We start from the raw sequence: 25,716 nt of genomic DNA on the forward strand, positions 1-25,716 counted from the left end.
TCAGACCAGTTCGCGCGCCCAAGGCGGGTTCGCGCCCGCACGGGCAACGACAATGGCCGCAACCTTCGCACCATAAGCCAGCGCTTCACGTAACTGTTCGGGCGTCAGGGCGGCAAGGCCGTCCTTGGTCAGCACGCCTTGCTGGCGCAGACTGGCCATGACACCGGCATTGAACGTGTCGCCTGCGCCAATCGTATCCACCACGGTTGCACGGTTGGCCGCAACACTGACCGGCTCGCCCGACCAATAGGCAGTCGCGCCTTCCTCGCCCGAGGTGTGCAGAACGATCTTTGCGCCGCTATTCAGCACTTCCTGTGCCGCCGCGGCAGTCGAAAGGCCCGGATAGAGCCAGTCGATATCGTCCGAGGACAGTTTCACGATGTCCGACATCGCCAGCAGGCGTTTCAGGCGGGCGTGATAGGCATCTGCGTCCGAAATGAAGAAGGGCCGGATATTCGGATCAAGAATCACCGGGATGCGGTCATGGTTGTCGGCGATCAGTTTCTCGACCGTCGCGCCGCAGGGATCGGGGACAAGACTGATGCCGCCCGCGAAAAGCGCCGTCACATTGGCGGGCAGGGCGGCGATGTCGTCTTCCGCGAACATCCGGCCTGCCGAGCCTTCGTCATAGAAGAAATATTTTGCATGGCCGTTTTCCAGCGTCACCATAGCCAGCGTCGTCAGCCGGTCGGTCCGCGGGCAAAGATCGATATTCACCCCGGCCTCGGCCAGAGGGGCGATCAACTGCTCGCCAAAGGGATCGCGGCTCAGCGGCCAGAGATAGCCGGTTTCCTCGCCCAGACGGCCAAGCGCCACGGTCGTATTATAGACCGCACCACCCGCAAGGGGGCGATAAGCGCCGTTTTCCGGCACCATGTCGATCAGCGACTCGCCCGTGCAAAGGATCATTCTTCTCTCCCGCGTCAGTAACCTTGAATCACGTAATCCGCCGATGAAATGGCGGAGCCAATGTCGATGTAACCTCCTCCTTCGGCAAAGAAAAGGAAAACTGCTAGCGCCAACAGTGCAGCAATTACTGCGGCGGCGATTTTCCAGACCGACCACGGACGTTCGCCCATGACCCGGCCAGACTGGCCGTTGACGACGAAGCGGAAACTTTTGCCGTTATAGCGATAGGCGGCGGTCCAGACCGGCAGCAGGACATGCTTGAAGGTCTCGTCCGCATAATCGGTGGCAATATGGGTCACGCGCTGTTCGTCGCCGCCGATATCACGGCGCGCGTCGTTCAGGATCACGCCTGCCATTTCCTGCCGCGCGATGCCGTGGCCGTCAGCGAGGGGGATCGTATAGCCCTCGGCCTCCAGCCCGGCCAGAAAGGCCGGTTGATAGTCGCGCAGATGCGACAGATCCCACGGTGTCAGCGCATCGACGAAACGACGCGGTAGCGAGGCCGAGGCCAGCACCAGCACATCGTTGAAATCCCGCGCTACCCGGCCCGAGGCGCTGCGCCAGCGCACCCGCCGCACCTGCTGCGCGACACGCTGACTGCGACCGTTGACGTTCTGGGTGACATAGACCGTCTCATAATAATAATCGCCGCGCTGGCCGGAATATTCGGACCGGGTTCGGGCGTCGAAGGTCCAGTAGGGCGAATAGATGCCGCGCATCTTGCGACCGCGCCGGGCATAGGCGGTCAGACCCGACGGCGCGAACCACAGATTGCCCAGCCAGTCCTCCATCGCCTTGTGGGCCTGTTCCTCGGTCAGGCGAAACGGCAGCACGCCCTGCGGCTTGATCTTGCGGGCGGTGCCGGTGTCGGTGACGACAGGCGTGGCGCAAAAGGGGCATTCGGTGGAATGGCCCGCGCCCTCGATCTCGATCTGTGCGCCGCAGTTCGGGCAAGAGAGCGTGCGGATATCCAGCGCGATATCAAGGTTCTGATCAAGCCGCAGACCCTTTTGCAGCGGGATTTCAACCAGTTCCGGGGATTTGTGACCGGCATCCCATTGCAGCGCGCGACCCGTTTCGGGATCGGTCAGAACCGCCGTCTCGCCCCGGTCCTGCGGCTGGCGGGCGGGCGCACGACCCGCGCCGTCGCCGATCTTCTGCTGATGGCCGCAATAATCGCAGACCAGCATCTGCTGCCCCGGCTGAAAGCGCAGCGAGGCCCCGCAATTCTCGCAGGGATAGCGGTGTTCGGTCTGGGGCGTCGGCATCGGTCAGGCGATCAGGACGCCCCCGGAAGCGGCGGCGGCTGCGTGGTGAACAACTGCGCCAGATCCGGCACATCCTCGGCGGCCTTCCAACCATCAAGACCCGGTGACCAAACGAGCGTTTCGCGGGTAAAGCTGCCCTCACTGACCAGACGACCCAGATGCGCGCGCCCGTAAGGCCCCTGAGCGGCGCCGTTCAGCGCCACATGCCAGACGGTTTCGGCATTGTTGCCCGGCAAGGGCGGCGGCGTGCCTGCGCCCGCCTGCGGCACCGGACCCCATGGACCCGTCGCCCGCTGCTGCGCCATTCCCATGCCCATCGCCGCGCCCATCGCAGCCCCCATACCAGCCCCGGCACCGCCGGTATTCTGGGATGCATTCAGCATCGCTTCGCTTGCCGCATATTGGCCGAAGCGATCCAGATCGCCGACGATTCCCATCGAGGTGCGCTTATCCAGCATCTTCTCGACTTCCTGCGGCAGGCTGATGTTTTCAATATAAAATTCCGGCAACGTGATGCCGTATTCGGCGATGGTCGGGCTGATCGCCTTGGCAACCAGATTGCCCAGATCGCCGGTATTCGCGGCCATATCCAGCACCGGAATTCCCGAGCCCGCGATCATCCGCGAAAATTCCTGCACGATGATATTGCGGATCTGGAAGGCGATCTCGTCGCGGGTGAATTCGCCATCGGTGCCGACAATCTCGGACATGAATTTCGCGGGATCGGTGACGCGCATCGAATAGGTGCCAAAGGCGCGCAAACGGACCGGGCCGAATTCGGGATCGCGGGCGATGATCGGGTTCTTGGTGCCCCATTTCAGGTCGTTGAAACGGGTGGTGTTGACGAAATAAACCTCGGATTTGAACGGGCTGCGGAAGCCGTGATCCCAGTGCTGAAGCCGGGTCATGATCGGGATGTTGTTCGTTTCCAAAAGGTAAAGCCCCGGCCCGAAGACATCGGCAAGCTGGCCCTCATGGATGAACACGGCTGCCTGCCCCTCGCGGACGGTCAGCTTGGCGCCGTATTTGATCGCCTTGCCGACGGTGGGGAAGCGGTAAACCATCGTGTCGCGGCTGTCGTCGGTCCACTCGATGATCTCGATGAATTCGCCGCCGAGAATGTCGAAGATGCTCATGGCCGTGGTCTCCGTTTTTCTTCTTCTGCCGTTGCTGTCGGTGCAGGTTTGTTCGTCACGCAGCATGCCTGCAGCATCGACGGTTTTGCAACCGATGAAACGCCAATCGATGACAGCGGACACGCAGTCGTGCCCGGCCTGATGTGCGCAGGAAAACAGTGATTCGTTTAGGTGAAGGTTATTTGGCAGGTGGTTTTCAACCGGGGATGGATAATAGCGATTATGTGCCGACGTTAATTCGCCTTGCGCGAGATTTCGCCTAGAGGAAGATTCAACCTTCGGTGGTATTTATCATAAGTTTCATCGACTTACGGAGGATAGGTGCTATGTTAACCTTCGTTAATTAGCACGATCCAACCTACAGGATCATATCAGTAGCCAGCGGGATCCGCCAATTGCTTGCGCGGACCGCTTCCCGGCAGGGAGGAGTAACGAATATGAATATGTTTAAGTCCGCACTGTGCGGCGCCTCGATCATCGCGTTGACCGCGATTGGTGCACAGGCGGCGACGCTGACCGTCACCGATATCAGCGGCGCATGGAGCAATGTCGTCGGCGGCCAGCAGGTGAATATCAACAACGGCGCAACCTCGACGGTTCGGTGGGGCACGCCGACCAATGCGCAAAGCGGCTATGATTTCACGCCCGAAGGCACGCCGCTGGATGCCGCGCAGGATGTCGATTTCACGCTTGGCACTTTCACCCATCACAACTTTCCGATCACCGCCGGCACGGGGATCAGCTCGGCCAGCCTGGACGTGACGTTCAAATTCTATCTGGGTTCGGATAGCAGCACGATCTATACCCGGACCTCACAATTCGTGTTCAATCACTGGGAAACCGGCAACTCTGATAACCCCTGTGCAGATGGTGGCACCGAAGGTTCGGGCGTCAACATCAATGGCTGCGCCGATCAGGTCACTGCCGTGACCAACCCGAATTCGACCGACAGCTTCGAGATTGTCGATGGCAACATCACCCGCAAATACGTCTTCGCGGTGAACGGCTTCGACATCGGGGATGAGTTCTGGACCGTTGAGAACCAGACGAACCAGGCGACCATCAAGGCGCGGTTCACCTATGAAGAGAACATTCAGCCGGCACCGATCCCGCTTCCTGCAGCCGCCTGGATGCTGATGGCGGGGATGGGCGGTCTGGCCATGGCCAGCCGTCGCCGCAATCGCAAAAGCTGAAACCCACTCACGGGTATAGTCGGGGCCGCAAGCAATTGCGGCCCTTTTTCATGTCTGGGTTACTCCAGCCCGATAACGCCGGAGCCTTCGAACAGTGCTTGCAGATCGGCAGTATCTTTCTTGCCGATGGACGAGCCGTGTTCATGCAGGAAACTGTCCGCTGCCGTCTGTCCCGCCTCTTTCATCCGCTGCAGCAGACCCGGAGCCGGCATCAGCTTAGACCTCGCATTCAGGTCGTTCATCAGGTTGTCGTCAAGGATCATGTGGATCAGCGGGTTCTTCATCGGCCGGTTGGTCAGCCGCCCCTCATCATGCAGTTTCTTGACGAAGTTGATCGACCGCAGTTCCGCCATCAGCGAGGCGTTGAAGCTGACCTCGTTCACCCGGTCCGCGATCTCGATCGGCGTTTTCGGGATGCCGTCGCGGATCAGCGGGTTGATATTCACGATGACGATGTCGCGGGGCAGGCCGCCGCGATACAGCGGAAACAGCGCCGGATTGCCGGTATAACCGCCGTCCCAGAATGCCTCCATCCTGCCGGTATCGGGGTCGTGGATCTCGACCGCGCGGAACAGGTTCGGCAGGCAGGCCGAGGCCATCACCGCATCGGGGGTGGCGGCCAGCCCGGTGAAGACGCGAATCCGACCGGTACGGACATTGGTTGCGGTGACGAACAGCTCTGGCCCGGTATGATTGCTGAAGTTCGGATACGGCAGACCGCGCAGCACCATCGCCAGCGGATTCACGTAGAACGGGCCGTAATCATAGGGGCTGAAGATGCGGGTCAGCCCCTCCATCCATGCGGCGGGCGAGAAAAGCTCGGTCAGGCGGCCCAGATCGGGCGGCATCGGGATCAGCGATCGCATCCACTGGATGATGCGATTGTCGCTCATCTTGCCGACATGGGACCACAGATCGTCCAGATTTTCGCGCGCGGCCATCCGTCCCCTGATCCCCGGAAAGCGTGACAATCCGGCCTTCAGCGCAGCGCCGTTCAGCGCCCCGGCCGAGGTGCCGCTGATCGAGGCGATGGTCAGCCATTTTTCATCCAGCAGCCGGTCCAGCACGCCCCAGGCAAAGGCGCCATGCGCGCCGCCACCCTGCAGCGCCAGATTGATGCTTCTCTCGTCCATCTTCGGCCCAATCGTTATTTCGCACTTGCAGCATTGAGGCTAACACCCGCAGAACGGGTCGCGCCAGAGCTTATTCCCGCCTTTCCGTCGCGTTCCGGACCCTTGACCAATCCCCCGCGCGCATTGCTAAGTGACGTGATCCCTTCACATAAAGGTCGCCCCTATGCCCGATCCGACTGCACATCTGGCCTTCGCGCTTGTCGCGCTTGGCATGGTTCTGACGCCGGGGCCGAACATGATCTACCTGATCTCGCGCAGTATCTGTCAGGGTCGGCGGGCCGGGATGATCTCGCTGGGCGGGGTGGCGCTTGGCTTTGTCTTTTACATGCTCTGCGCGGCTTTCGGGATTACCGCAATCGTGCTGGCCGTGCCCTTCGCCTATGATGCGTTGCGCATCGCGGGGGCGCTTTATCTGCTGTATCTGGCGTGGCAGGCGCTGCGACCCGGTGCGCGCAGTGCCTTTGAGGTGGCCGATCTGCCGCCTGACAGTCCGCGCAAGCTGTTCCTGATGGGCTTCCTGACCAATCTGCTGAACCCGAAGATCGCGATCCTGTATTTGTCGCTGCTGCCGCAATTCATTCAGCCGGGGCATGGCGGTATTTTGGCGCAGTCGCTGATGCTGGGCACGACGCAGATCGCCGTCAGCATCATGGTCAACACGCTGATCGTTCTTGCGGCTGGCTCCATCGCGCTGTTTCTGGCACGCCGCCCGGGCTGGGCGCGCGTGCAGCGTTGGCTGATGGGCGGGGTTCTGGCCGCTTTGGCGGTCAGAATGCTGACAGAATCCAAGCGCTAGAACCGTTCCCGGTCAGCAATATTGTTCCGGCCCTCGATGCATGGCCTCGCCATAACGCTCACCATGCGCCCAACCGAGGGGCAGGATCGCCTCGATCTCGGCAAGCTGTTCGGGCGAGAGGGTGATTGAGGCGCCGCGGACATTCTCGCTCATATGCTCGATCCGCCTTGTGCCGGGCAGGGCGATCACATGCGGTGCGCGGGCCAGCACCCAGGCAATGGCAAGCGCGGCGGGCGTTTCACCATGATCGCGGGCATAGTCGGCGAAATGTTTCAGCCGCGCCAGATTGTAGGGCCAGTTGCGCTGATCGAAACGCGGCATGATCCTGCGGAAGTCATGCTTGTCGAACTGCGCGGGATCGGGGGGCAGGGTGGTAAAGACACCGCGACCGATGGGCGAAAAGGCGACGAAGGCCGTGCCCGCCTGCTGGGTCGCCTGCAGCATTCCCAGTTCCGGCAGGCGCGTCCATAGCGAGTATTCCGACTGCACAGCCGCCACCGGCGCGACCGAGCGGGCGCGTTCCAGTGTCGAGGGGGCAATCTCGGACAGGCCGATGGCGCCGATTTTCCCCTCTTGCTGGAAACGCAGCAGCGTATGCATCACCGTTTCAATCGGCCGTGCAGCCTCGCGCCGGTGGAGATAGTAGAGATCGATGTGATCGGTCCCAAGACGCCGCAGTGATCCTTCCAGAGCCTTCTGCAGAAATTCGGGCGAATTGTCGAAAGGGTGGTCCGGATTGCGGGTGATCCCGGCTTTGCTGGACAGAACCACCCGGTCGCGGTTCTTCTTCAGAAACTGCGCCAGCAGGTCTTCGGCCCGGCCCATCCCATACACGTTCGACGTGTCCAGATGGTTGACCCCCATTTCAAGGGATTCGGACATACAGCGCAGACTTTCCTTGTCTTCGGCTGGTCCATAGGTATCGACGAAGTTCATCGTCCCAAGTGCGACTGCCCCAACGAATGGTCCGTCACGACCCAACTGCCGTTTCTGCATTGCAACATCCTGTAAAAAAGCAACTCCGACCCGGGTTTCAAAAATACAAGGAACCGGATCATGAACGGATAAACATTTGATAGTTTTCGCGAGAACCTGACCTGACTGTCAAGTGCCCAACATCACTTGAATCGCACGCGCCGCTCAGTGTTGCAGGAAGATGCAACCTTTACGCAAATTTGCGTAAATTCGCACTCATGGGGTGATCGAAAAATCCAACCCATCTCGCATAAGGCGAGCGGGACGCTAACCTGTCGGTCCGTTACGGGATCAGTCGTCCGACTGCGCCTCGGCCCGGCTTTTGCCAGCGACATCAAGCGCCAGCGTCGCGGCCATGAAGTTGTCCAGATCGCCGTCCAGAACGCCCTGCGTGTCGCTGGTCTCTTCGCTGGTGCGCAGATCCTTCACCATCTGATAGGGATGCAGCACGTAAGAGCGGATCTGGTTGCCCCAGCCTGCCTCACCCTTCGCCGCATGCTGGGCGTTGATCTCGGCGTTCCGTTTGTCCAGTTCCATCTGATAAAGCCGCGCCTTCAGTGCCGCCATGGCGTTGGCGCGGTTCTGGTGCTGCGACTTCTCGGAACTGGTGACGACGATATTGGTCGGAAGGTGGGTGATCCGCACCGCCGAGTCGGTGGTGTTGACGTGCTGACCGCCCGCGCCAGACGAACGATAGGTGTCGATGCGGATGTCGCGATCCGGCACTTCGATCTCGATATTGTCGTCCACGACCGGATAGACCCAGATCGAGCTGAACGAGGTATGCCGCCGTGCCGCGCTGTCATAGGGGCTGATGCGGACCAGACGATGCACGCCCGATTCCGATTTCAGCCAGCCATAGGCATTATGTCCGGTGATCTTATAGGCGGCGCTGCGAATGCCCGCTTCGTCGCCTGCCGTCTCGGACAGCAATTCGACCTCATAGCCCTTCTTCTCGGCCCAGCGGACATACATCCGCGCCAGCATCGAGGCCCAGTCGCAGCTTTCCGTCCCACCCGCACCGGCGTTGATTTCAAGGAAGGTGTCGTTGGCATCCGCCTCGCCATTGAGCAGCGCCTCAAGCTCTTTCTGCGCGGCAAGCTGGGCCAGTTCCTTCAGGTTCGCCTCTGCCTCGGCCACCAGTTCGGCATCGCCTTCATCCTCGGCCAGTTCGACCATCTCGGCATTGGCGGAAAGGGTGGTGTCGATCCGCTTATAGGTCTCGATCGCGTCGGACAAAGCCTGCCGTTCGCGCATCAGTTTCTGCGCGCGGGCCGGATCGGACCACAGATCGCCCGCTTCGATCATCGCGTTCATTTCCTCAAGGCGATGCGGCGCGGTCTGCCAATCCATCCGCTGGCCCAGCAGGGTCAGCGATTTGCGGATGGCTTCGATGGTGGACTGCGTCTCGGCGCGCATGGGGCGGATCCTCGTGAATTCTCAGACGGGACAGATAGCCTGCGATGGGCGTCTGAACAAGGGTTGCCGCCTTTTGAGGATAGCCGAAATCGATCAGGAGACGAGGTCGGGTGAAATTATAAGTTCAGTAAAGAAGAAAAATAAGACATATTAGATCTATTTTATGGTGAGAGGTTTTTCGCGATGTCCCATATTGCCGATGACGATCCTGCCAAACACAACACCGGGCCGAACAATCCGCCCAAAAAGCCGCGCGAGGCGCCGTCTTTCAGCGAAGAATTCGGCAATGCGCTTGAATATGCATGGGGGCCGATCCTTGTCGCGGTGGTGTTCTCCTTTGTTCTCGCCGTCTTCGATCCCTCGCACGAGGCGCTTCTGGGCGTGGTCGAAAATATCCGCAATCAGGGGATTTCCGGCATCGTAGCCGGGGTCGCGACCCTGCTGGGCTTTCTGTTTCTGCCGCCGACGCTTTATCAGGCCACCCAATATGCGCTGGATACCGACCGGCATTTCGGTGCGCATAACCCGAATATCGAAACGATCCTGCTGACATGGGTCGGGCGTCTGCCCTTGGCTGCCGTGGTCATTGCGATGATGCGGATCCTTTTGGGCGAAGATCATGTCACCTTGTTCGCCCAACTGCTGCTGATCCCGACGGTGATCTTTCTTTCGCTGGCGGTGCTGTCGGGGCTTAACATCTTCCTGCCTCCCCCATCCTCCGACCCGCAGAAAAAGGGTTTGCTGCGCAAGATCTTCGATGCGACCAAGCGTGTCGTAGATCGACCGATCCGGCTGGGCCTGCGCTATCGCAAGCCCGCAACCTGGGTTTCGGCGCTTCTTTTGCTTCTGGTCGCGATCTTTCCTGCGGCCTCGGTCTGGCTTGGTCCGATTGCGGTGACGCTGAGTTTCGTCTCGGTCGCGGCTTTCGCGCTGGCCGGGCTGACGCGGCTTTCTTCGGTTCTCAGCTATGGACAAATCCCGCTGATCTTTGCGGTTCTGGGACTGATCGCGGCTGCGTCTGGCCGGGAAGGGGCGCGATTGTTCCTGATCCTGATGGCAATCTACTGCTTCACCGTCTTTTTCTATCCCGGCAAAACCTCGCGGAAAGAGCGGGTGGTAGCGGTGGCGCTGACGGTTCTGGCCACGCTGACCTTTGCCTGGGGAGAGGCAAACCGACGGCTGTGTCCTGCTTTGGCCGGATGCAACCTGATCCTTGGCTCGACCTTCGACGGTCAGCGGAGCGAGATCGGCGATGCTCTGGCCGCATGGCGGCTGGCCCGCCCGGCAGAGGATGCGGGCGAGCCGGTGCGACTGATCGCGGCAGAGGGGGGCGGCCTTTTCGCGGCCTATTTCACCGCCATGTATCTGGCCAAGAACACTGATCTTTATGGCGATGAATATGCCCGCTCGATCTTTGCGATCAGCGGCGTCTCGGGTGGCTCGATTGGTGCCGCGACTTATTGGGCGATCCGGCAGTCAGGGGTCTGCGATGCGCCCGACGCTGCCCCCGATTGCCATCAGCAGAAGGTGCGCGAGATTCTGGCGCAGGATTATCTGAGCCCGGTCATGGCGCGGATGTTCACATGGGATACGGTGGATACAATCGTCCCGCTGTCCTCGCTTGATGAATCCCTGCGGCTAGAGCGTGGCAGGCAGTTGGAACTGTCGCTGATCCGAAATGCCGCTGGCCTCACCGATGGGGAAAACCCGCTGCTGCTTGATCTGGCGAAGTCGTGGTCGCCCGAGCGGCAGGTTCCGGCGCTGCTTTTGAACACCACGCATGTCGAGACAGGAGATCGGGTGGTGCTGTCGCCGTTTTCATCGGCGGGGCAGGTCGGGCGAAACAATCTGCCGCTGGCTCTGGAAACCGCGGGCGATATTCCGGTTGCGACGGCGGCCTTTATCTCGGCCCGTTTTCCGTTGGTCACCGCGCCTGCGCGGATTCTGAACGACAAGAAGCCCGGCAATATCGAGGGAGGCGTGCCTTACGATGAAGGCGTTCACCAATATGTCGATGGCGGATATTTCGACAATTCGGGGATCGAGACCCTGCATGACATTCTGAACCGCCTGCCGGAAAAAGCCGTGGTGAATGACATCCGTCTGATCGCGCTCAGAACCCTTGATGAGGAAACGCGGCATGCCCCGTCTTCGGGTGCTTGTGCGGATGATCTGACCCCGCCAAAGGATGATCCGCCGGTGACGACGCAGGGATTGGTCGGCGCGCCAGTCGCGACCTTCTTCGGGGCATGGCAGGCGCGTCAGGGTCTGTCGTGGAACCGGGCGTTCAGCGGCTGGCGGGGTCGGCTGGATGCCGTGGCGATGTATGAACTGCCACTGAAGGATCTGAACTTCACCGTCAGTTGGTATCTGGGCCAAAGCAGTTTCTGCGGGATCGAGCGGAACCTGAACGCGAAAATGATCTGCGAAGAAGAGCATTTGCGCACAAGGTCTGCCCAGACCGGCCAAATGCGCGTTGCGGCGCCTTACGAAACAGCGCTGACTTCTATTTGCAGCGGTGAGGGGGCGGTGGCGGCACGCTGATCGTCGCAACTCTTTGACACTGCGGGGCGTTGCGGCTGCAAAGCTGTGCAGGGAGCCACCATGACCGCCCTTACCGACGCCATCCTCGACCTGTTCACCCCTGCCGAGGCGATCCCCATCGTGACCGTCGCCGCGCGGTTGTTTCTGGCGCTGCTGTTGGGCGCGCTGATCGGATGGGAGCGCGAGGTGAAATCACGCGCTGCCGGGCTGCGCACCCATATGCTGATCGCGATGGCGGCGGCCATGTTCACCATCGTCGCGATGGAGCTGACGATCTTCCCCGGCACCACCGAGACGACCTTGCGCGTCGATCCGTTGCGGCTGATCGAGGCGGTCACGGCGGGCGTGGCCTTCCTTGCCGCTGGCTCGATTATCACCAGCGGCGGCAATGTGCGCGGGTTGACGACGGGTGCGTCGATGTGGCTTGCAGGTGCCATCGGGCTGGCCTGCGGGACGGGTGACGGGGTTCTGGCCGTGCTGGGCACCGGGCTTGCGCTGATCACGCTTTGGATGATCCGCGTCGTGGTGAAGCCGTTGCTGCCCGAGCCGGACGAGAAAGACTGACCTACCGTCCCTTGGTCAGTTGCCTTAGCTTTTTGCCATCTCGATCGCGATCTTCGCCGCCAGTCGGGCGTTGTTCAGGACCAGCGCAATGTTGGATTCCAGCGATTTGCCCTCGGTCAACTCGAAGATGCGTTGCAGCAGGAACGGCGTGACTTCCTTCGCTGCGATCTTCTGCGCTTCTGCTTCAGAGAGAGCTTGCTCGATTACCGGGGTGATGATGTCGCGGGTGATCTCGGCCTCGGGCGGGATCGGGTTGGCGACAAGCTGGCCGCCTTTCAGGCCAAGGCGGGCACGCATATCCGCCGCTGCTGCGATCTGGGCGGGGTCGTCCATGCGCAAAGGCGCGCGGAGGCCGCTGTCGCGCGACCAGAAGGCGGGGATTTCGTCCTGACCATAGGCGATAACCGGCACGCCCAGCGTTTCCAGCACTTCCCATGTCTTCGGCAAATCAAGGATCGCCTTCGCCCCCGCCGCCACCACTGTTACTGGGGTCTGCGCCAGTTCCTGAAGATCGGCGGAAATGTCGAAGCTGTTTTCCGCGCCACGATGAACGCCGCCGATGCCGCCGGTCGCAAAGGTGCGGATGCCCGCCAGATGGGCGCAGATCATCGTGGCCGCCACCGTGGTTGCGCCAGTGCGCCCGGTGGTCAGGCAGACGGCCAGATCGGCGCGGCTCAGCTTCATCGCCTCGCTGGGCGGGGTCTGGGCCAGCTTCTCAAGCGCGGCATCGTCAAGGCCGATATGAATCTGGCCGTCCATCACCGCAATCGTCGCCGGGGTGGCGCCATTGTCGCGGATCACCTGCTCGACCTTGCGCGCCATTTCGAGGTTCTGCGGATAGGGCATACCGTGGGTGATGATGGTGGATTCCAGTGCCACCACGGGACGGTTCGCGGCCAAGGCCTCGGCGGTTTCGGTTGAGTAGGTCAGGGGGGCGGTCATGGCATGTCTCGTGTTTTTGGTGTCGGGAGCTTGGTGCGTGCGGAGCACGCACCCTACGGTGATGGTCAGATCTCGCCCGGAATCAAGGTGCCACAGGCACCGCCGGGCAGTGCCCGACCGCCCGGACGGGCGGGCACTTCGGTGATGTTTCGCGCAAAATCGATGTTGGGCGGGGCGGCACGATAAAGTGCGAAGAACGACTGTTGCAGGTACCCACCCACGGTCGGGCACTGCCCTCTGCTTTGGTTGGCGGACAGTTTCACGGCACATCCTTCCCCGAAACATGCGCCGCAGAGGCCTCGACCGCTTGCCGCAGGGCGGCCTCACGGGCGTTGCCTTTCAACTCGGCGGCCAGATGGGCGGCCAGAAAGCAATCGCCTGCGCCGGTCACCCGCGCGACCGTGACCGCAGGCGGGGTAAGGGTCAGGGTCGGGCCGTTGGCGATGGCGTCGGCGGCGGGGTAGGGACCGTCGGTCACCAGAACCCGCGCCGCACCGCGACGGACCACCGCTGCCGCCGCGCTGGCGGCATCGGGGCAGGCATCGCCCGCAAGGATCTCGGCTTCCAGACGGTTCAGATAGAAACAGCCGCGCCGGGCGGCGATCAGCGGCTCGAGCCGCTCGGCTTTGCCGGGGCTGGCGGGCACGACGCGCAGATCGGCCACCGCAAGGCGCGGATCGCGGGCGATGCGGGCCAGCAAATCCTCGGTCAGGTTGCCGTCCAGAACCACCGGCGCGGTCCATCCGGCCAGCTCATCCGCCAGCGGCTGAAGAATACGGTCCCCCGCTTCTTCAAGCGAATGGGCGTCGGCAACGGCGGCAATCAGCCCTTCGCTATCCTCGATCCCCATATAGCAATCGGTCGGCAACCCGGTATCGCGGGCCAGCCATTGGGTCAGAACGCCCAAGCGCCGGGCCTCGGCCACCAGCGCCTCACCCTCGGGGTCGCGACCTACGGCAGAGAGGACCGCAGGCACCAGACCCCACCGGGACAGGGCGACCGCGACGTTCAGCGCCACACCGCCCGGAATATGCCGGATCCGGCCCGGCACATCGGCGCCGGGGGCCATTCGCCGGGGCGCGCGGCCAATCACGTCCCACAGCATCGCGCCGATGCAGAGAATATCGGGCTGTCCGCTCATTCCTCGTTCCATTCGCTGATCTGCGCTTCCAGAAACCGCTCGAAATCGTCCAGATCGACCGGATCGAACTGCCCGAACCCCTGCATCCAGACCGAAGCCGCGCGCATCCCTTCAGGGTCAAGCATGCACCATGTGATCCGACCGCGCCTTTCCTGCCGGATCAGACCGGCGGTCGCAAGCACCGACAGATGCTTCGAGATCGCCGCAAGGCTCATCTCGAAGGGTGACGCAACGTCGCTGACGGCCATGTCGTCTTCCAGCAGCATCGACAGCACCCGCCGCCGCGTCGGATCGGCCAGAGCGGCGAAAATCAGGTCGAGACGGTTGGCGGCGGGCGCGGTCATGTGGGGTCCGGTGTGGTTTCAGGGGCAGAATGCTCAACTTTGCGGTTGAATAATGTCGGGAGCCTTGGCGGATTGCAAGCCATGCGGTGAAAAGACGCGCGTTTCAAAACATATGAATTTCAATGGCTTGTGTGTCGTCCTGCATTGCTTGACTCGGGGCCTTATCCACCCTAGACACCCCGCAACGGATAACGGGGGCGTGAAAGATGGCCGAAGGGCCCCGGAACGGCGATGACAGGGACCAAGATGCGGCCCGGTTGCGTGTTCTGGAGGAACGGCTGTCACAGCTTCAGCCCAAGCCAGAGGTCAAGGGACCGATGGCGCAATACGATCAGGCGCATGTCGCCTGGAGGATGTTGACCGAACTTGTTGCCGGCATCGGGCTTGGCTGTGGGATCGGATACGGACTGGATTACTTTCTCGGCACCATGCCGGTGATGATGATCCTGTTCATCTTTCTTGGCCTCGCGGCCGGTATCAAGACGATGATGCGCACCGCGAGCGAACTTAACCGAACGCCGGGCGAGAATGCGCCGGGCACCGATGAGAGGGATTGATCGTGGCGACGGATGGCGAAGGCTTGCATTTCGATTCAGTTCTTTCCCAATTCGATGTCAAACCGCTGTTTGGCGCCGGAGAGATTTCGTTCTACACGCCGACCAATGTGACGCTGTGGCTGTTCCTGATCGTCGTCTCCACCGTGGCGATGCTGGTCGTCGGCACCCGTGGCCGCGCCATCGTTCCCAATCGGTCGCAATCCATCGCCGAACTGACCTATGGCGTCGTCCACAAGATGGTCGAGGATATCGCCGGGAAAGAGGCGCTGAAATACTTCCCCTATATCATGACGCTGTTCATATTCGTGCTGCTGGCCAACTTCCTTGGCCTGCTGCCGATGGCCTTCACTGTCACCTCGCATATCGCAGTGACCGCCGTGCTGGCTTTCGCGGTGTTCTTCACCGTGACCGCAATCGGCTTCATCAAGAATGGCGTGCATTTCCTTGACCTGTTCTGGGTCCGCTCAGCTCCGCTGGCGATCCGTCCGGTTCTGGCGGTGATCGAGGTGATCAGCTACTTCGTCCGCCCGGTCAGCCATTCCATTCGTCTTGCCGGCAACATGATCGCAGGCCACGCCGTGATCAAGGTGTTCGCAGCCTTCGCAGGCATCGCCGCCGTTGCACCCGTTTCCATCATCGCAGTGGTCGGCATGTATGCCTTTGAGGTGCTGGTCGCCGGCATTCAGGCTTACGTGTTCACCATCCTGACCTGCGTTTACCTGAAAGACGCGCTGCACCCGTCGCACTGACGGCCTGCAGATCGGGTGGCGCATGTTGCGCCACCGCTTCAACCCTATCTACCACTTCCAACCGCAAGGAGTATTATCATGGAAGGCAATATCGGAGAACTGGGCCAGTACATCGGCGTCGGCCTGACCGCCATCGGCATGGGCGGGGCTGCTATCGGTGTGGGCAACGTTGCCGGCAACTTCCTGGCAGGCGCTCTGCGCAATCCTTCGGCTGCGGCCGGTCAGACCGCCACGCTGTTCATCGGCATGGCCTTCGCTGAAGCACTGGGGATCTTCTCGTTCCTCGTCGCGCTTCTGCTGATGTTCGCAGTCTGATCCCACGCCATCCTTGCGGCGGGATGGGGCCAAGGCTCCATCCCTTCGTGACCTGAGAGGCCAAGGGGTTAGGACATGATCAGCCTGTTGCAAGACGCCGCAACCCACGCGGCCGAACATATTCAAGACGCGGGCGATGCCGCAGCGCATGGCGCAGAAGCTGCCAGCTCTGGTGGTCTGCCGCAATTGAACATCGACGCCTTCCCGAACCAGATCTTCTGGCTCGTGATCACGTTGGTGGTGCTTTACTGGGTGCTGTCGAAGATCGCGCTGCCCCGGATCGCATCCGTCATCTCGGATCGTCAGGGCGCCATCACCGGCGATCTGATGGCTGCCGAGGAATTCAAGCAGAAATCGAAAGAGGCCGAGGCCGCCTATGACAAGGCGCTGGCCGATGCCCGTTCGGAAGCCCAGAAGATCGTCGCCGCCAACCGCGCCGAGATCCAGAAGGAACTGGACGCCGCCATCGCCCATGCCGATGCCGAAATCGCCGCCCGCACCGCGGAATCGGAGAAACGCATCCGCGAAATCCGCGACTCGGCCACCGCCGATGCGCGCGAGGTTGCCCGCGATGTCACCGCCGAACTGGTCCGCAGCTTCGGGGGCAATGTCGATCAGGCCGCCGTCGATCAGGCCGTGGACAATCGCATGAAGGGGGGCCTGCAATGAAAAAGCTTGCTGCCATCGCCGCCGTCGCGCTGAGCGCGGGCCCGGCTGCTGCTGCTTCCGGCCCGTTCTTCCGGCTCGCCAATACCGACTTCATCGTCTTGGTGTCGTTCCTCGTCTTCGTCGGCATCATCGTCTATTTCAAGATCCCGCAAGTGATCGGGCGTCTGCTGGACGGTCGCGCCGATAACATCCGCAAGGATCTGGACGAGGCCCGGAAGCTGCGCGAAGAAGCGCAGGAAATCTATGCCAGCTACGAGCGTCGTCAGCGCGAAGTGGCCGGTCAGGCTGACCAGATCGTCGCCAACGCCAAGCGCGAGGCGCAGGCTCAGGCTGCCAAGGCGCAGGATGACCTGAAAAACTCGATCGAGCGTCGCCTGAAAGCCGCTGAAGAGCAAATCGCCAGCGCCGAAGGCGATGCGGTTCGCGCTGTTCGCGACCGTGCGGTGCAGACGGCGGTTGCCGCTGCTTCGGAACTGCTGGAAGCGCAAGTGAAGGGCGGGCAACGCTCGGCCGGGATCGACGACGCCATCGAAGACGTGGCGCGCCGGTTGAACTGACGCTCAAGAGATCAACAGGACAGTGATCTTATAAACCTCCGGTCCGATGGGCCGGAGGTTTTTCTTTGGGTCGTGCGGGTTCGGGCAGGTCAAAAGAACGGTATTTGTGCAACGAAGAAATCGGGCGGAGTTGTGTGATCGGCAATGAAAAAGGGCCGGTGGAAACCGGCCCTTTCTGCGTTGTGACGATCCGGCTTAGTTGGTCGGGCGGATCAGGATTTCGACGCGGCGGTTCTGCGCGCGGCCCGATGCGGTGTCGTTCGAGGCGATCGGCTGGTTGAAGCCACGGCCCGTGGCTGCAAGACGACCCGACTGAACGCCAGCGGCTGCAAGGATATTCGCGACCGATTGTGCGCGGCGCTGCGACAGATCCTGGTTGTGGGCTGCCGAGCCGGTATTGTCGGTATGGCCAACCACTTCGACACGGCTGTTCGGATATTGGTTCAGGTTGCGCGCGACCGCATAAAGGTCGTTCTGCGCGACGCCCGACACGGCGGCCGAGTCGGTTGCGAAGAGGATGCCTTCGGGCAGGACCACTTGCAGATAAGAGCCGTGGTTCACGACCTGAATGTTCGGGTTGGACAGCGATTGCTGCAACGAGCGTGCCTGACGGTCGAGGATATTGCCCGCAACCGCACCCGCAGCGGCGCCAAGGATCGCACCGCGCGCGGCGTCACGGCCTTCATTATTGCTGTCGCTGTCGCGGCTAACGCCGTAAAGCGCGCCAAGAGCAGCACCGGCCAGCGCGCCCTGTTGGGTGCGGCTCATGCCGGTTCCGGTGCCGGTGCCGCCGTTCATCGACGGGTCGGTGCAGGCTCCAAGGACCATGAGGCCAGAGGCGGCAAGGATGGTTGGGACGCGGAAACTCATGGGATCAGCCTTTCCTGTTCACGCTTTCGGGCCCTGTCGGCCCCGTTCAATTCCTGTGGCGCCGATTCCGACGCCGTTTTCTAACGCGCGTCAAGCTGTCGCAGTTCCGATGGAAAGGGAAGTCACGCTGTCGTGGAACCCTCTGGTTTTCCGTCACAAAGGAGCGATAAGCCGGTGATCGGCAAGATCGCGTCGGCGATCTTTCGCCCGCGTCGGGTCGGGCTTGCATTAAGGCGTCACTGGGGCGAAAACCGGCGGGTCATGGCTCAGACCCGGCGCTTGCCACCTCCCTTGCCGTTTTCCCAGCAGGTCGCGATCTTTTCGCGGCTGGCAGAGTCGAATCCGAAGCCCGAGACCGAGCTGAATTTCACCAATCCCTATACGCTGGTGGTGGCTGTGGCTTTGTCGGCGCAGGCGACCGATGTGGGGGTGAACAAGGCGACCAAGGGTCTTTTCGCCATCGCCGACACGCCGCAGGCGATGCTGGCACTGGGCGTCGAAGGCGTGACCGAGCATATCAAGACCATTGGCCTTTTCCGGCAGAAGGCCAAGAACGTCATCGCCCTGTCGCGCATTCTGGTGGATGAGTTCGGCGGCGAGGTGCCCGACAGCCGCGCCGCGCTGACCTCGTTGCCCGGCGTGGGTCGCAAGACCGCCAATGTGGTATTGAACAGCGCTTTCAACTTTCCATCGCAAGCCGTTGACACGCATATCTTTCGTGTCGGAAACCGCACTCATATCGCCCCCGGTCGCGATGTCGATGAGGTTGAGCGCGCGATCGAAAACAACGTTCCCGTCCGCTACCAGCAGGATGCCCATCATTGGCTGATCCTGCACGGCCGCTATATTTGTCAGGCGCGACGCCCGCGCTGCGCAGTCTGCATCATCAGCGACCTGTGCCCCTATGAGGAGAAGACCATATGACCACCCCCTATGTGATCGGCATCGGCAATGCTGTCATGGACGTGATTGCACCCACCGACGATGCGCGGCTTGAGGCGCTTGGGGTACAGAAGGGCATCATGCAACTGATCGAGCGAGAACGGTCGGAATATCTGATGGCCGCGCAGGCCGACGATCACGGGCCGGGGCGGTCACAGGCGCGTCTGGTGCCGGGCGGCTCGGTCGCGAATACGCTGGCCGGGATCGGCAGCATGGGTCTGAAGACGGCGTTTATCGGTCGCGTGGCGAATGATGCGCTTGGGCAGTCCTATGCCACCCAGACCGAGGCCGCGGGCACGGTTTTCGTCAATCCACCGATTGGTGGCGATCAATTGCCGACCTCGCGCAGCATCATCATGGTGACGCCTGATGGCGAGCGGTCGATGAACACCTATCTGGGCATCTCGGCTGAACTGGGTCCGGATGATGTCAACCCGGCGGTGTTTCAGGGTGCGGGCTGGCTGTTTCTGGAAGGCTATCTCTTCGACAAGCCGAAGGGGAAAGAGGCGTTTCTGAAGGCTGCGAAATCCTGTCATGAGGCAGGCGGACAGGCCGGGATTGCACTGTCCGATCCGTTCTGCGTCGATCGTCACCGCGAGGATTTCCGCAAGCTGGTCGCAGGCCCGATGGATTATGTGATCGGCAATGTCCACGAATGGACCTCGCTTTATCAGACCACCGATCTGGAAGCCGCGCTGGCGCAGGCGGTGGCGGTTTGCGGAACGGTGATCTGCACGCGCTCTGGCGACGACGCGATCCTGATCCGCGAGGGCGAGCGGGTGACGGCGCCGGTCCACCGGGTCGTGCCGGTGGATGCGACGGGGGCGGGCGATCAGTTTGCCGCGGGGTTGATTTACGGTCTGGCGACCGGGGCGCCGCTGCAGGCGGCCGGACGGATGGGCTGCATCGCGGCAGCCGAAGTGATCAGCCATGTCGGCCCGCGTCCCGAACGTGATTTGCGCGAAGATTTTCGTGCCGAAGGCCTGATCTGATCGAAGATTCCTGTTGTCTGCCCTGTCTTTGACAGGTGATTCGTTCTGTCGGCTGGGCCGGAGCGCTTTGCGCCCCGGCTTTTCGGGAAAATCGCGCCGTTTATAAGTCGATCAAAATGTTAACCTTTGCTCGCCATAAATTCTTCTTTCAATTAAACTAAACCAACAGGTTGACCGGCGATTTTCGACGAAGCATCCTGTTTGAAAGTATCAGGTACGCGATCCGGGACGATGCGATGGTTCATCGTGATCCGGGCGCTCGTCAGAGCGCTGTCGCAATTTGCAGAATATTTCCGACCAAAGCGGGTGAATAACTCGATTGGAGCGTATTATGGCGACCTGGACGGCAATTTTTCTTGGGAATTTTCTGGCGCAGCGTGATGCGACGGAAAGCCCGATGAACCCCGCCATATCCGCCAATGCGTTCTATGGGCGATCCTATGGCAGCGAGGCGGAACCCTTGTTCGGCCACGCGATCCCGAGCACAGCGATCAGCGATTTATCACCCGACGATATGCCGGGCGCCAAATTTAATCAGATGACATTCGATCCGAGCATATTGACGAATATGACGCTGACATATGGTGACGGCACCAGTGCTCTGGTTGAAGGAACTCTATTTCAGGATGCGGACGGGAATTTGTTCATGGCGACCCCGGTGGATGATGACGCCAGTTCAATGGCCAAACCGATCCGCTCTGTCTTTGTCGCGCCTGAAGCCGCTGTTCCGGGGGACAGCAGGACCAGCCATATCTGGGACCTGCCGATTGACAGGCTGAACGACATCCTGATCGCCTGTTTCGCCGAGGGCACGATGATCGAGACGACCGCCGGTTTGCGTCGGGTCGAGGCGTTGCGGGTCGGTGACAGGCTGCTGACGCAGGATCATGGTCCGCAGCCGCTCCGCTGGACCGGATCGCAACGGATCGAACTGACGGATCTCAACGACCATCTGCGCCCCATCCTGATTTCTGCCGGTGCGTTGGGAGAAGAGCTTCCGCAGGCCGATCTGCGGGTTTCGCCCCAGCATCGGGTGCTGGTCCGCTCGGCTGTGGCGCGGCGGATGTTTGGGACGGAAGAGGTCCTTGTTGCCGCAAAGCATCTGGTCGGTCTGCCGGGAATTTCGGTGGATCAGACGTCGCGGAGGATCGTTTATGTCCACCTGCTGCTGGATCGGCATGAGATCGTCTTTTCGAATGGTGCGCCGACGGAGTCGCTGTTCACCGGTCCGATGGCGCTGAAATCGGTCTCTGAAGCGGCGCGGGCCGAGATATTCGAACTGTTCCCCGAACTGATCGAGATCGGCGAAGAGATGGAGGCGCGCGAACCCATCCGGCTGCTTGTCCCCGGTCGGCGCGGTCGGCAACTGGCAGAGCGTCATCGCAACAATCGGCAACCGATTTATCAGACGGCGCTCTGAACAGGATCGGCAGCTATCATTTCAAACCCGTTCTGTCTGCCGACAGGGCGGGTTTTCGTTTGCCCGAATAGCATGGGTTGGGTTGTCGGGTTATAGGAGAATTGTCGAAACATTACGTAAAATCGTTTTTATTCAGAAGGTTGATAGGTAGATGATCTGTTGTAACCTGCATTTGTCACCGACGATTACGGGTTCCTTCATCGGTCAGGTGGCGATGTTGAGTGTCGCGAGTGCGGGGTTGCCATGCCTACCTGGAATGCCATCTATCTTGGAAAGTTCACCCAACAGCTTGATTCGATTGAAAACAGCGTCAATCCGCAGATGTCTGAAGGGATCGGCTCTTTTCTGGGAAAGAATTACGGCAGCGCCAGCGATCCTCTGTTTCGCCATGTCGTCGGGATTACCACGATCGACAGGGTCGGGGCCAAAAATGCGCTGGACACCTATAATACCGCCAAGAGCTATGACCAGATCAGTTTCAATCTGGGCTCGGGGAAGGTCACGACGGTGTTTGACGGGCAGACGAAATGCGGGATGCAGGTCACCTATACCGACGGGACCAAGGCCAGCATAGAGGCCCGGATTTTTCAGGATACGGAAGGCAACCTCTTTCTTGCGCCCTCGGAAACGATGGACGCCGCTGGCAAGGCGCTGGCGGCCAAGGCGATTCAGTCCGTTTTCACCACCTTTAATGCGGGCCATATCGGCAATTTATCGGTCAACCGGGTTTGCGATAATTTCATCGCCTGCTTCACGCCCGGCACATTGATCGACACGCATGACGGGCCACGTCTGGTCGAGGATCTGAAGGCGGGCGATGCGGTTCTGACCCGCGACAACGGTGTGCAGATCCTGCGTTGGACAGGTGGTCGGCCGATGGAGCTTCACGCAGGCAATGATCATCTTCGGCCGATCCTGATCGCGGCGGGCGCTTTGGGTGAGGGTTTGCCTGTGGCTGATCTGCGGGTCTCGCCGCAACATCGGGTGCTGGTGAGATCCGCCATCGCACGGCGGATGTTCGGCGCTGAAGAGGTGCTGGTCGCCGCCAAGCATCTGGTCGGGCTGCCGGGGATCGAGGTGGATCGGGTCGCGGATTCGGTGACCTATCTGCATATCCTTTTTGATCGTCACGAGATTGTTTTCTCGAACGGTGCGCCAACGGAATCGCTGTTTACTGGCCCTGAAGCGATGAAATCCGTCCCGGAAGCCGCGCGGGACGAGATCATGTCCCTGTTCCCGGAACTGGCAGCGACCAATGCATTGCCGGTCCCGGCGCGGATGCTGCTCAATGGGCGTCGCGGACGACAACTGGCCGAGCGGCATCTGAACAAGGGGCGCCCGGTCTATGTGGCAGCGATCAACCAGCCCGGAGGTTCATCGCGTGCCTGATCGGAATAAGCTAATTTTTCTGCGATTTCATCGTTGAAGGTAGATCGCGCGCCGGGAAACAAGTCGCGCTTGTGCGGTTCCTCACGATGCCTGTCACGATCGTAGGACGCGCCACTCGGAGACGGGCGCAGCAATGAATGCCCACTCCAAAGCGGTCCCATAAAACGCCCTTCGTAAAGCTAGTGACGCCCGCCGGCCGGGTATGCGCTGCATTGTGCCTCCGGTGGCGATGTCGCCCGATCCTCTTGCTTTTGGCGGTGTTTGCCTGCGGCTTCGCGCCCTTGTCCATCGGCGGGTTCCGCCAGCGCGGCGTTGCGCGGCCAGAATCCGGCGTGTATCAGGGCGGGAACGAACAGGCAGCGTAAAGGAAAGTCGCCGATGCGGAGGGTTGTTGTCACCGGGTTGGGAATGGTCACGCCACTGGCTTCGGGTGTCGAGGCGACGTGGGAACGTATCCTTGCCGGGCAATCGGGCGCGGGTCCGATCACCCGGTTTGATCCGAAGGACGTGGTGACGAAATACGCCTGCGAGATCCCCTTTGGTGATGGCAGCGACGGCAGCTTCAACCCCGATGACTGGATGGAGCCGAAAGATCGCCGCAAGATCGATGACTTCATCCTTTACGGCATGGCCGCCGCCGTTCAGGCGGTTGAGGATGCCGGCTGGAAACCCGAGGATGAGGAAGATCGTATCCGCACCGGCGTGATGATCGGTTCTGGCATCGGCGGGCTGACCTCGATTGCCGAAACCGCTGTGTTGATCAAGGAACGCGGGCCGAAGCGGGTCAGCCCGTTCTTTATTCCGGGCGCGCTGATCAACCTGATCTCGGGTCAGGTCTCGATCCGGTTTGGCTTCAAGGGGCCGAACCATGCGGTCGTTACCGCCTGTTCCACCGGGGCGCACGCCATTGGCGATGCGGCGCGGCTGATCATGCTGGGCGATGCGGATGTGATGGTGGCAGGCGGTGCGGAATCTCCGATCAGCGAAATCGGGATCGCGGGCTTCAACGCCTGCAAGGCGCTGTCCACCAAACGCGCCGATGATCCGCAGGCCGCCAGCCGTCCCTATGACGAAGATCGCGACGGTTTCGTTATGGGCGAGGGCGCGGGCGTCGTCGTGCTGGAGGAATACGAACACGCCAAGGCGCGTGGGGCCAAGATTTACGCCGAAGTGCTGGGCTATGGCCTGTCGGGCGACGCCTATCACATCACCGCGCCCAGCGAGGATGGCGATGGCGGCTTCCGGGCGATGCAGAACGCGCTGAAATCGGCGGGTCTGACGCCGGACCGGATCGACTATATCAATGCCCACGGCACCAGCACCATGGCCGACACGATCGAGCTTGGCGCGGTCGAGCGGCTGATGGGCGATCATGCGGCCAACGTGGTGATGTCCTCGACCAAATCCAGCATCGGGCATTTGCTTGGCGCGGCGGGTGCGGTTGAGGCGATCTTCTGCGTGCTGGCCTTGCGCGACCAGATTTGCCCGCCGACGATCAATCTGGACAATCCGGCGGTGACGCCCAAGCTGGATCTAGCCGCCAATGCTGCCGTCCGGCGCAAGGTCGATGTCGCCCTGTCGAACAGCTTCGGCTTTGGCGGCACCAATGCCAGCCTGATCCTTGGCCGGGTTGACTGATCATGTGGCGCAACATCGCCTCGAACTTTCTGACGCTGATGATCGTCGTGCTGATCGGCGCGGCGGCGGCTATCGCATGGGCCCGGCATGAATTCACCGGGCCGGGTCACAGCGAGGTCGCGCAATGTGTCCGCGTGGCGCCGGGGGCCAGCCTGAACGCGGTCAGCAAGCAGTTGGCCGAGCAGGGGGCCGTCTCCAGCGGTTACATCTTCCGCGCTGGTGCCGATTACATGGACAAGTCGCGCGATCTGAAATTCGGCAGCTATCTGGTGCCGCCGAAAGCCAGCATGCAGGATATCGTGAACGCAATCACTGCGGGCGGTCCCTCGTCCTGCGGGACCGAGGTGCAGCTTCTGGTCGGTGTGCGCGGCAATGCGATCCTGCTGCGCGACATGAACCCCGATACCGGCGCGTTCGAGGAAATGGCGCGGTTCAACCCCGCCAATGAGGAACAGCCCGAAGCGATCACCGCCGCCGCGCAAAAGCCCGATGCGCGTCTGCGGATCACCATGGCCGAAGGGGTGACAAGCTGGCAGGTAGTCGAAGGTCTGAAAGCCGCAGGCTTCCTGTCGGGCGAGGTCGCCGAGGTTCCGGCAGAAGGCTCGCTTGCGCCGGACAGCTATGAGGTCGAAAGCGGGGCGGATCGCGCGACATTGCTTGCCAATATGGCGCAACGTCAGCAGACAATTCTTGCGACGGAATGGGAGGATCGCGATTTCGGCCTTCCCTATGAGACGCCGGAAGAGGCACTGATCATGGCCTCGATCGTTGAAAAGGAAACTGGCGTCGCGGCCGAGCGTCCGCAGGTGGCCAGCGTTTTCGTCAACCGGCTGCGTCAGGGCATGCGGCTGGAGACCGATCCGACGGTGATCTATGGCGTCACCGGCGGCGAGGGAGTTCTGGATCGTGGTTTGCGCCGGTCCGAGCTTAACCGGGTCACGCCCTACAACACCTATCGGGTGGACGGTTTGCCGCCGACGCCGATCGCCAATCCGGGCCGCGCTGCGATCCGTGCGGCTTTGCATCCCGATGAGACGGATTATCTGTTCTTTGTCGCGGATGGCACCGGGGGCCACGCCTTCTCGCGCAATCTGGAAGAACATAACGCAGCCGTGGCACGCTGGCGCGAGATCGAGCGGCAACGGGGTGAGCCGGCCGACAGCCCGGTTCAGGGCGACGGATAATCGATGCATCGGCCGGGTGGGTTGCAGTGAACCTGCCCGGCTTCTGCGCTCGCTCGACATTCGCGCAACG

26 protein-coding genes are annotated in these 25,716 nt (G+C 61.4%); 15 read left to right on the forward strand and 11 right to left on the reverse strand.

Features of this window, described 5'->3' with window-relative positions:
- From JJJ17_RS06040 to JJJ17_RS06050, 3 genes are read right to left on the reverse strand one after another with little or no spacing between them, the layout of a single operon-like run.
- A complete protein-coding gene (locus tag JJJ17_RS06040) occupies positions 1-909 on the reverse strand; it encodes a carbohydrate kinase family protein (protein ID WP_200684489.1) in 909 nt (302 codons plus the stop codon).
- Positions 910-923: 14 nt separating this feature from the next.
- A complete protein-coding gene (locus JJJ17_RS06045) occupies positions 924-2,177 on the reverse strand; it encodes a zinc ribbon domain-containing protein (protein WP_200684491.1) in 1,254 nt (417 codons plus the stop codon).
- A gap of 11 nt (positions 2,178-2,188) precedes the next feature.
- Positions 2,189-3,313, reverse strand: coding sequence for an SPFH domain-containing protein (locus tag JJJ17_RS06050; RefSeq protein ID WP_200684492.1), 1,125 nt, complete (start codon positions 3,311-3,313; stop codon positions 2,189-2,191).
- Positions 3,314-3,750: 437 nt separating this feature from the next.
- On the opposite strand from JJJ17_RS06050, the gene JJJ17_RS06055 reads away from it, so the two are divergent.
- The gene (locus JJJ17_RS06055) at positions 3,751-4,506 is read left to right on the forward strand and encodes a THxN family PEP-CTERM protein (RefSeq protein ID WP_200684493.1); all 756 of its coding nucleotides are present in this window, start codon (positions 3,751-3,753) and stop codon (positions 4,504-4,506) included.
- A 59-nt stretch (positions 4,507-4,565) separates the two neighbouring features.
- On the opposite strand, the gene JJJ17_RS06060 is transcribed toward JJJ17_RS06055, so the two are convergent.
- A complete protein-coding gene (locus JJJ17_RS06060) occupies positions 4,566-5,639 on the reverse strand; it encodes a patatin-like phospholipase family protein (RefSeq protein ID WP_200684494.1) in 1,074 nt (357 codons plus the stop codon).
- A gap of 163 nt (positions 5,640-5,802) precedes the next feature.
- On the opposite strand from JJJ17_RS06060, the gene JJJ17_RS06065 reads away from it, so the two are divergent.
- The gene (locus JJJ17_RS06065; protein ID WP_200684495.1) at positions 5,803-6,435 is read left to right on the forward strand and encodes a LysE family translocator; all 633 of its coding nucleotides are present in this window, start codon (positions 5,803-5,805) and stop codon (positions 6,433-6,435) included.
- Positions 6,436-6,447: 12 nt separating this feature from the next.
- Here the strand turns inward: JJJ17_RS06065 and JJJ17_RS06070 are convergent, their stop codons facing one another.
- Complete coding sequence (locus JJJ17_RS06070; protein ID WP_200684496.1) at positions 6,448-7,431, reverse strand: aldo/keto reductase; 984 nt, start codon at positions 7,429-7,431, stop codon at positions 6,448-6,450.
- Positions 7,432-7,701: 270 nt separating this feature from the next.
- A complete protein-coding gene (prfB, locus tag JJJ17_RS06075; protein ID WP_200684497.1) occupies positions 7,702-8,829 on the reverse strand; it encodes a peptide chain release factor 2 in 1,128 nt (375 codons plus the stop codon).
- 183 nt (positions 8,830-9,012) lie between these two features.
- Here prfB and JJJ17_RS06080 point away from each other — a divergent pair, with 183 nt between their 5' ends.
- Both JJJ17_RS06080 and JJJ17_RS06085 read left to right on the forward strand, forming a co-directional pair.
- Positions 9,013-11,373, forward strand: coding sequence for a hypothetical protein (locus JJJ17_RS06080; RefSeq protein WP_200684500.1), 2,361 nt, complete (start codon positions 9,013-9,015; stop codon positions 11,371-11,373).
- A 60-nt stretch (positions 11,374-11,433) separates the two neighbouring features.
- Positions 11,434-11,937 carry an MgtC/SapB family protein gene (locus tag JJJ17_RS06085; protein WP_200684502.1) on the forward strand — a complete coding sequence of 168 codons (504 nt, stop codon included), beginning with the start codon at positions 11,434-11,436 and terminating at the stop codon, positions 11,935-11,937.
- Between the two features lie 24 nt (positions 11,938-11,961).
- Here JJJ17_RS06085 and JJJ17_RS06090 read toward each other — a convergent pair whose 3' ends face one another.
- From JJJ17_RS06090 to JJJ17_RS06105, 4 genes are all read right to left on the reverse strand, one after another.
- On the reverse strand, positions 11,962-12,879 hold the full coding sequence (locus JJJ17_RS06090; protein ID WP_200684504.1) for a pseudouridine-5'-phosphate glycosidase: 918 nt from the start codon (positions 12,877-12,879) through the stop codon (positions 11,962-11,964).
- A 65-nt stretch (positions 12,880-12,944) separates the two neighbouring features.
- Complete coding sequence (locus tag JJJ17_RS06095) at positions 12,945-13,142, reverse strand: hypothetical protein (RefSeq protein ID WP_200684506.1); 198 nt, start codon at positions 13,140-13,142, stop codon at positions 12,945-12,947.
- On the reverse strand, positions 13,139-14,020 hold the full coding sequence (locus JJJ17_RS06100) for a PfkB family carbohydrate kinase (RefSeq protein ID WP_200684508.1): 882 nt from the start codon (positions 14,018-14,020) through the stop codon (positions 13,139-13,141). The genes JJJ17_RS06095 and JJJ17_RS06100 overlap by 4 nt, the downstream gene beginning before the upstream one ends.
- On the reverse strand, positions 14,017-14,364 hold the full coding sequence (locus JJJ17_RS06105) for an ArsR/SmtB family transcription factor (protein ID WP_200684510.1): 348 nt from the start codon (positions 14,362-14,364) through the stop codon (positions 14,017-14,019). The genes JJJ17_RS06100 and JJJ17_RS06105 overlap by 4 nt, the downstream gene beginning before the upstream one ends.
- Positions 14,365-14,570: 206 nt before the next feature.
- On the opposite strand from JJJ17_RS06105, the gene JJJ17_RS06110 reads away from it, so the two are divergent.
- The 5 genes from JJJ17_RS06110 to JJJ17_RS06130 all read left to right on the forward strand — a co-directional run bounded on the left by JJJ17_RS06110 (position 14,571) and on the right by JJJ17_RS06130 (position 17,211).
- The gene (locus JJJ17_RS06110; protein ID WP_200684511.1) at positions 14,571-14,921 is read left to right on the forward strand and encodes an AtpZ/AtpI family protein; all 351 of its coding nucleotides are present in this window, start codon (positions 14,571-14,573) and stop codon (positions 14,919-14,921) included.
- Entirely contained in the window at positions 14,921-15,670 is a 750-nt protein-coding gene (locus JJJ17_RS06115) for a F0F1 ATP synthase subunit A (protein WP_200684847.1), read from the forward strand. Before JJJ17_RS06110 ends, JJJ17_RS06115 begins: the two co-directional genes overlap by 1 nt.
- 78 nt (positions 15,671-15,748) lie before the next feature.
- Positions 15,749-15,985 carry a F0F1 ATP synthase subunit C gene (locus tag JJJ17_RS06120; protein ID WP_090611015.1) on the forward strand — a complete coding sequence of 79 codons (237 nt, stop codon included), beginning with the start codon at positions 15,749-15,751 and terminating at the stop codon, positions 15,983-15,985.
- A 75-nt stretch (positions 15,986-16,060) separates the two neighbouring features.
- Positions 16,061-16,654, forward strand: coding sequence for a F0F1 ATP synthase subunit B' (locus tag JJJ17_RS06125; RefSeq protein WP_200684512.1), 594 nt, complete (start codon positions 16,061-16,063; stop codon positions 16,652-16,654).
- Positions 16,651-17,211 (forward strand): F0F1 ATP synthase subunit B, encoded by a 561-nt coding sequence (locus JJJ17_RS06130; protein ID WP_200684513.1) that lies wholly within the window; start codon positions 16,651-16,653, stop codon positions 17,209-17,211. Before JJJ17_RS06125 ends, JJJ17_RS06130 begins: the two co-directional genes overlap by 4 nt.
- Before the next feature lie 195 nt (positions 17,212-17,406).
- Here the strand turns inward: JJJ17_RS06130 and JJJ17_RS06135 are convergent, their stop codons facing one another.
- Positions 17,407-18,081, reverse strand: a complete 675-nt coding sequence (locus JJJ17_RS06135) for an OmpA family protein (RefSeq protein ID WP_200684514.1) — start codon at positions 18,079-18,081, stop codon at positions 17,407-17,409.
- Positions 18,082-18,342: 261 nt separating this feature from the next.
- Between JJJ17_RS06135 and nth the strand changes: the two genes are divergently transcribed.
- From nth to mltG, 6 genes are all read left to right on the forward strand, one after another.
- Positions 18,343-19,005, forward strand: a complete 663-nt coding sequence (gene nth / locus JJJ17_RS06140) for an endonuclease III (protein WP_200684849.1) — start codon at positions 18,343-18,345, stop codon at positions 19,003-19,005.
- Positions 19,002-20,015, forward strand: a complete 1,014-nt coding sequence (locus JJJ17_RS06145) for an adenosine kinase (protein WP_200684515.1) — start codon at positions 19,002-19,004, stop codon at positions 20,013-20,015. The genes nth and JJJ17_RS06145 overlap by 4 nt, the downstream gene beginning before the upstream one ends.
- Before the next feature lie 568 nt (positions 20,016-20,583).
- A complete protein-coding gene (locus JJJ17_RS06150) occupies positions 20,584-21,435 on the forward strand; it encodes a Hint domain-containing protein (RefSeq protein ID WP_234463889.1) in 852 nt (283 codons plus the stop codon).
- Positions 21,436-21,678: 243 nt separating this feature from the next.
- Positions 21,679-22,824, forward strand: a complete 1,146-nt coding sequence (locus tag JJJ17_RS06155; RefSeq protein ID WP_200684516.1) for a Hint domain-containing protein — start codon at positions 21,679-21,681, stop codon at positions 22,822-22,824.
- A 378-nt stretch (positions 22,825-23,202) separates the two neighbouring features.
- Positions 23,203-24,462 (forward strand): beta-ketoacyl-ACP synthase II, encoded by a 1,260-nt coding sequence (gene fabF, locus JJJ17_RS06160; RefSeq protein WP_200684518.1) that lies wholly within the window; start codon positions 23,203-23,205, stop codon positions 24,460-24,462.
- A gap of 2 nt (positions 24,463-24,464) precedes the next feature.
- Positions 24,465-25,646 carry an endolytic transglycosylase MltG gene (mltG, locus tag JJJ17_RS06165; protein WP_200684520.1) on the forward strand — a complete coding sequence of 394 codons (1,182 nt, stop codon included), beginning with the start codon at positions 24,465-24,467 and terminating at the stop codon, positions 25,644-25,646.
- The last annotated feature ends 70 nt before the right edge of the window (positions 25,647-25,716 follow it).

The sequence above is a fragment of the Paracoccus caeni genome (genome assembly GCF_016629665.1).
Taxonomy (GTDB): Bacteria; Pseudomonadota; Alphaproteobacteria; order Rhodobacterales; family Rhodobacteraceae; genus Paracoccus; species Paracoccus caeni.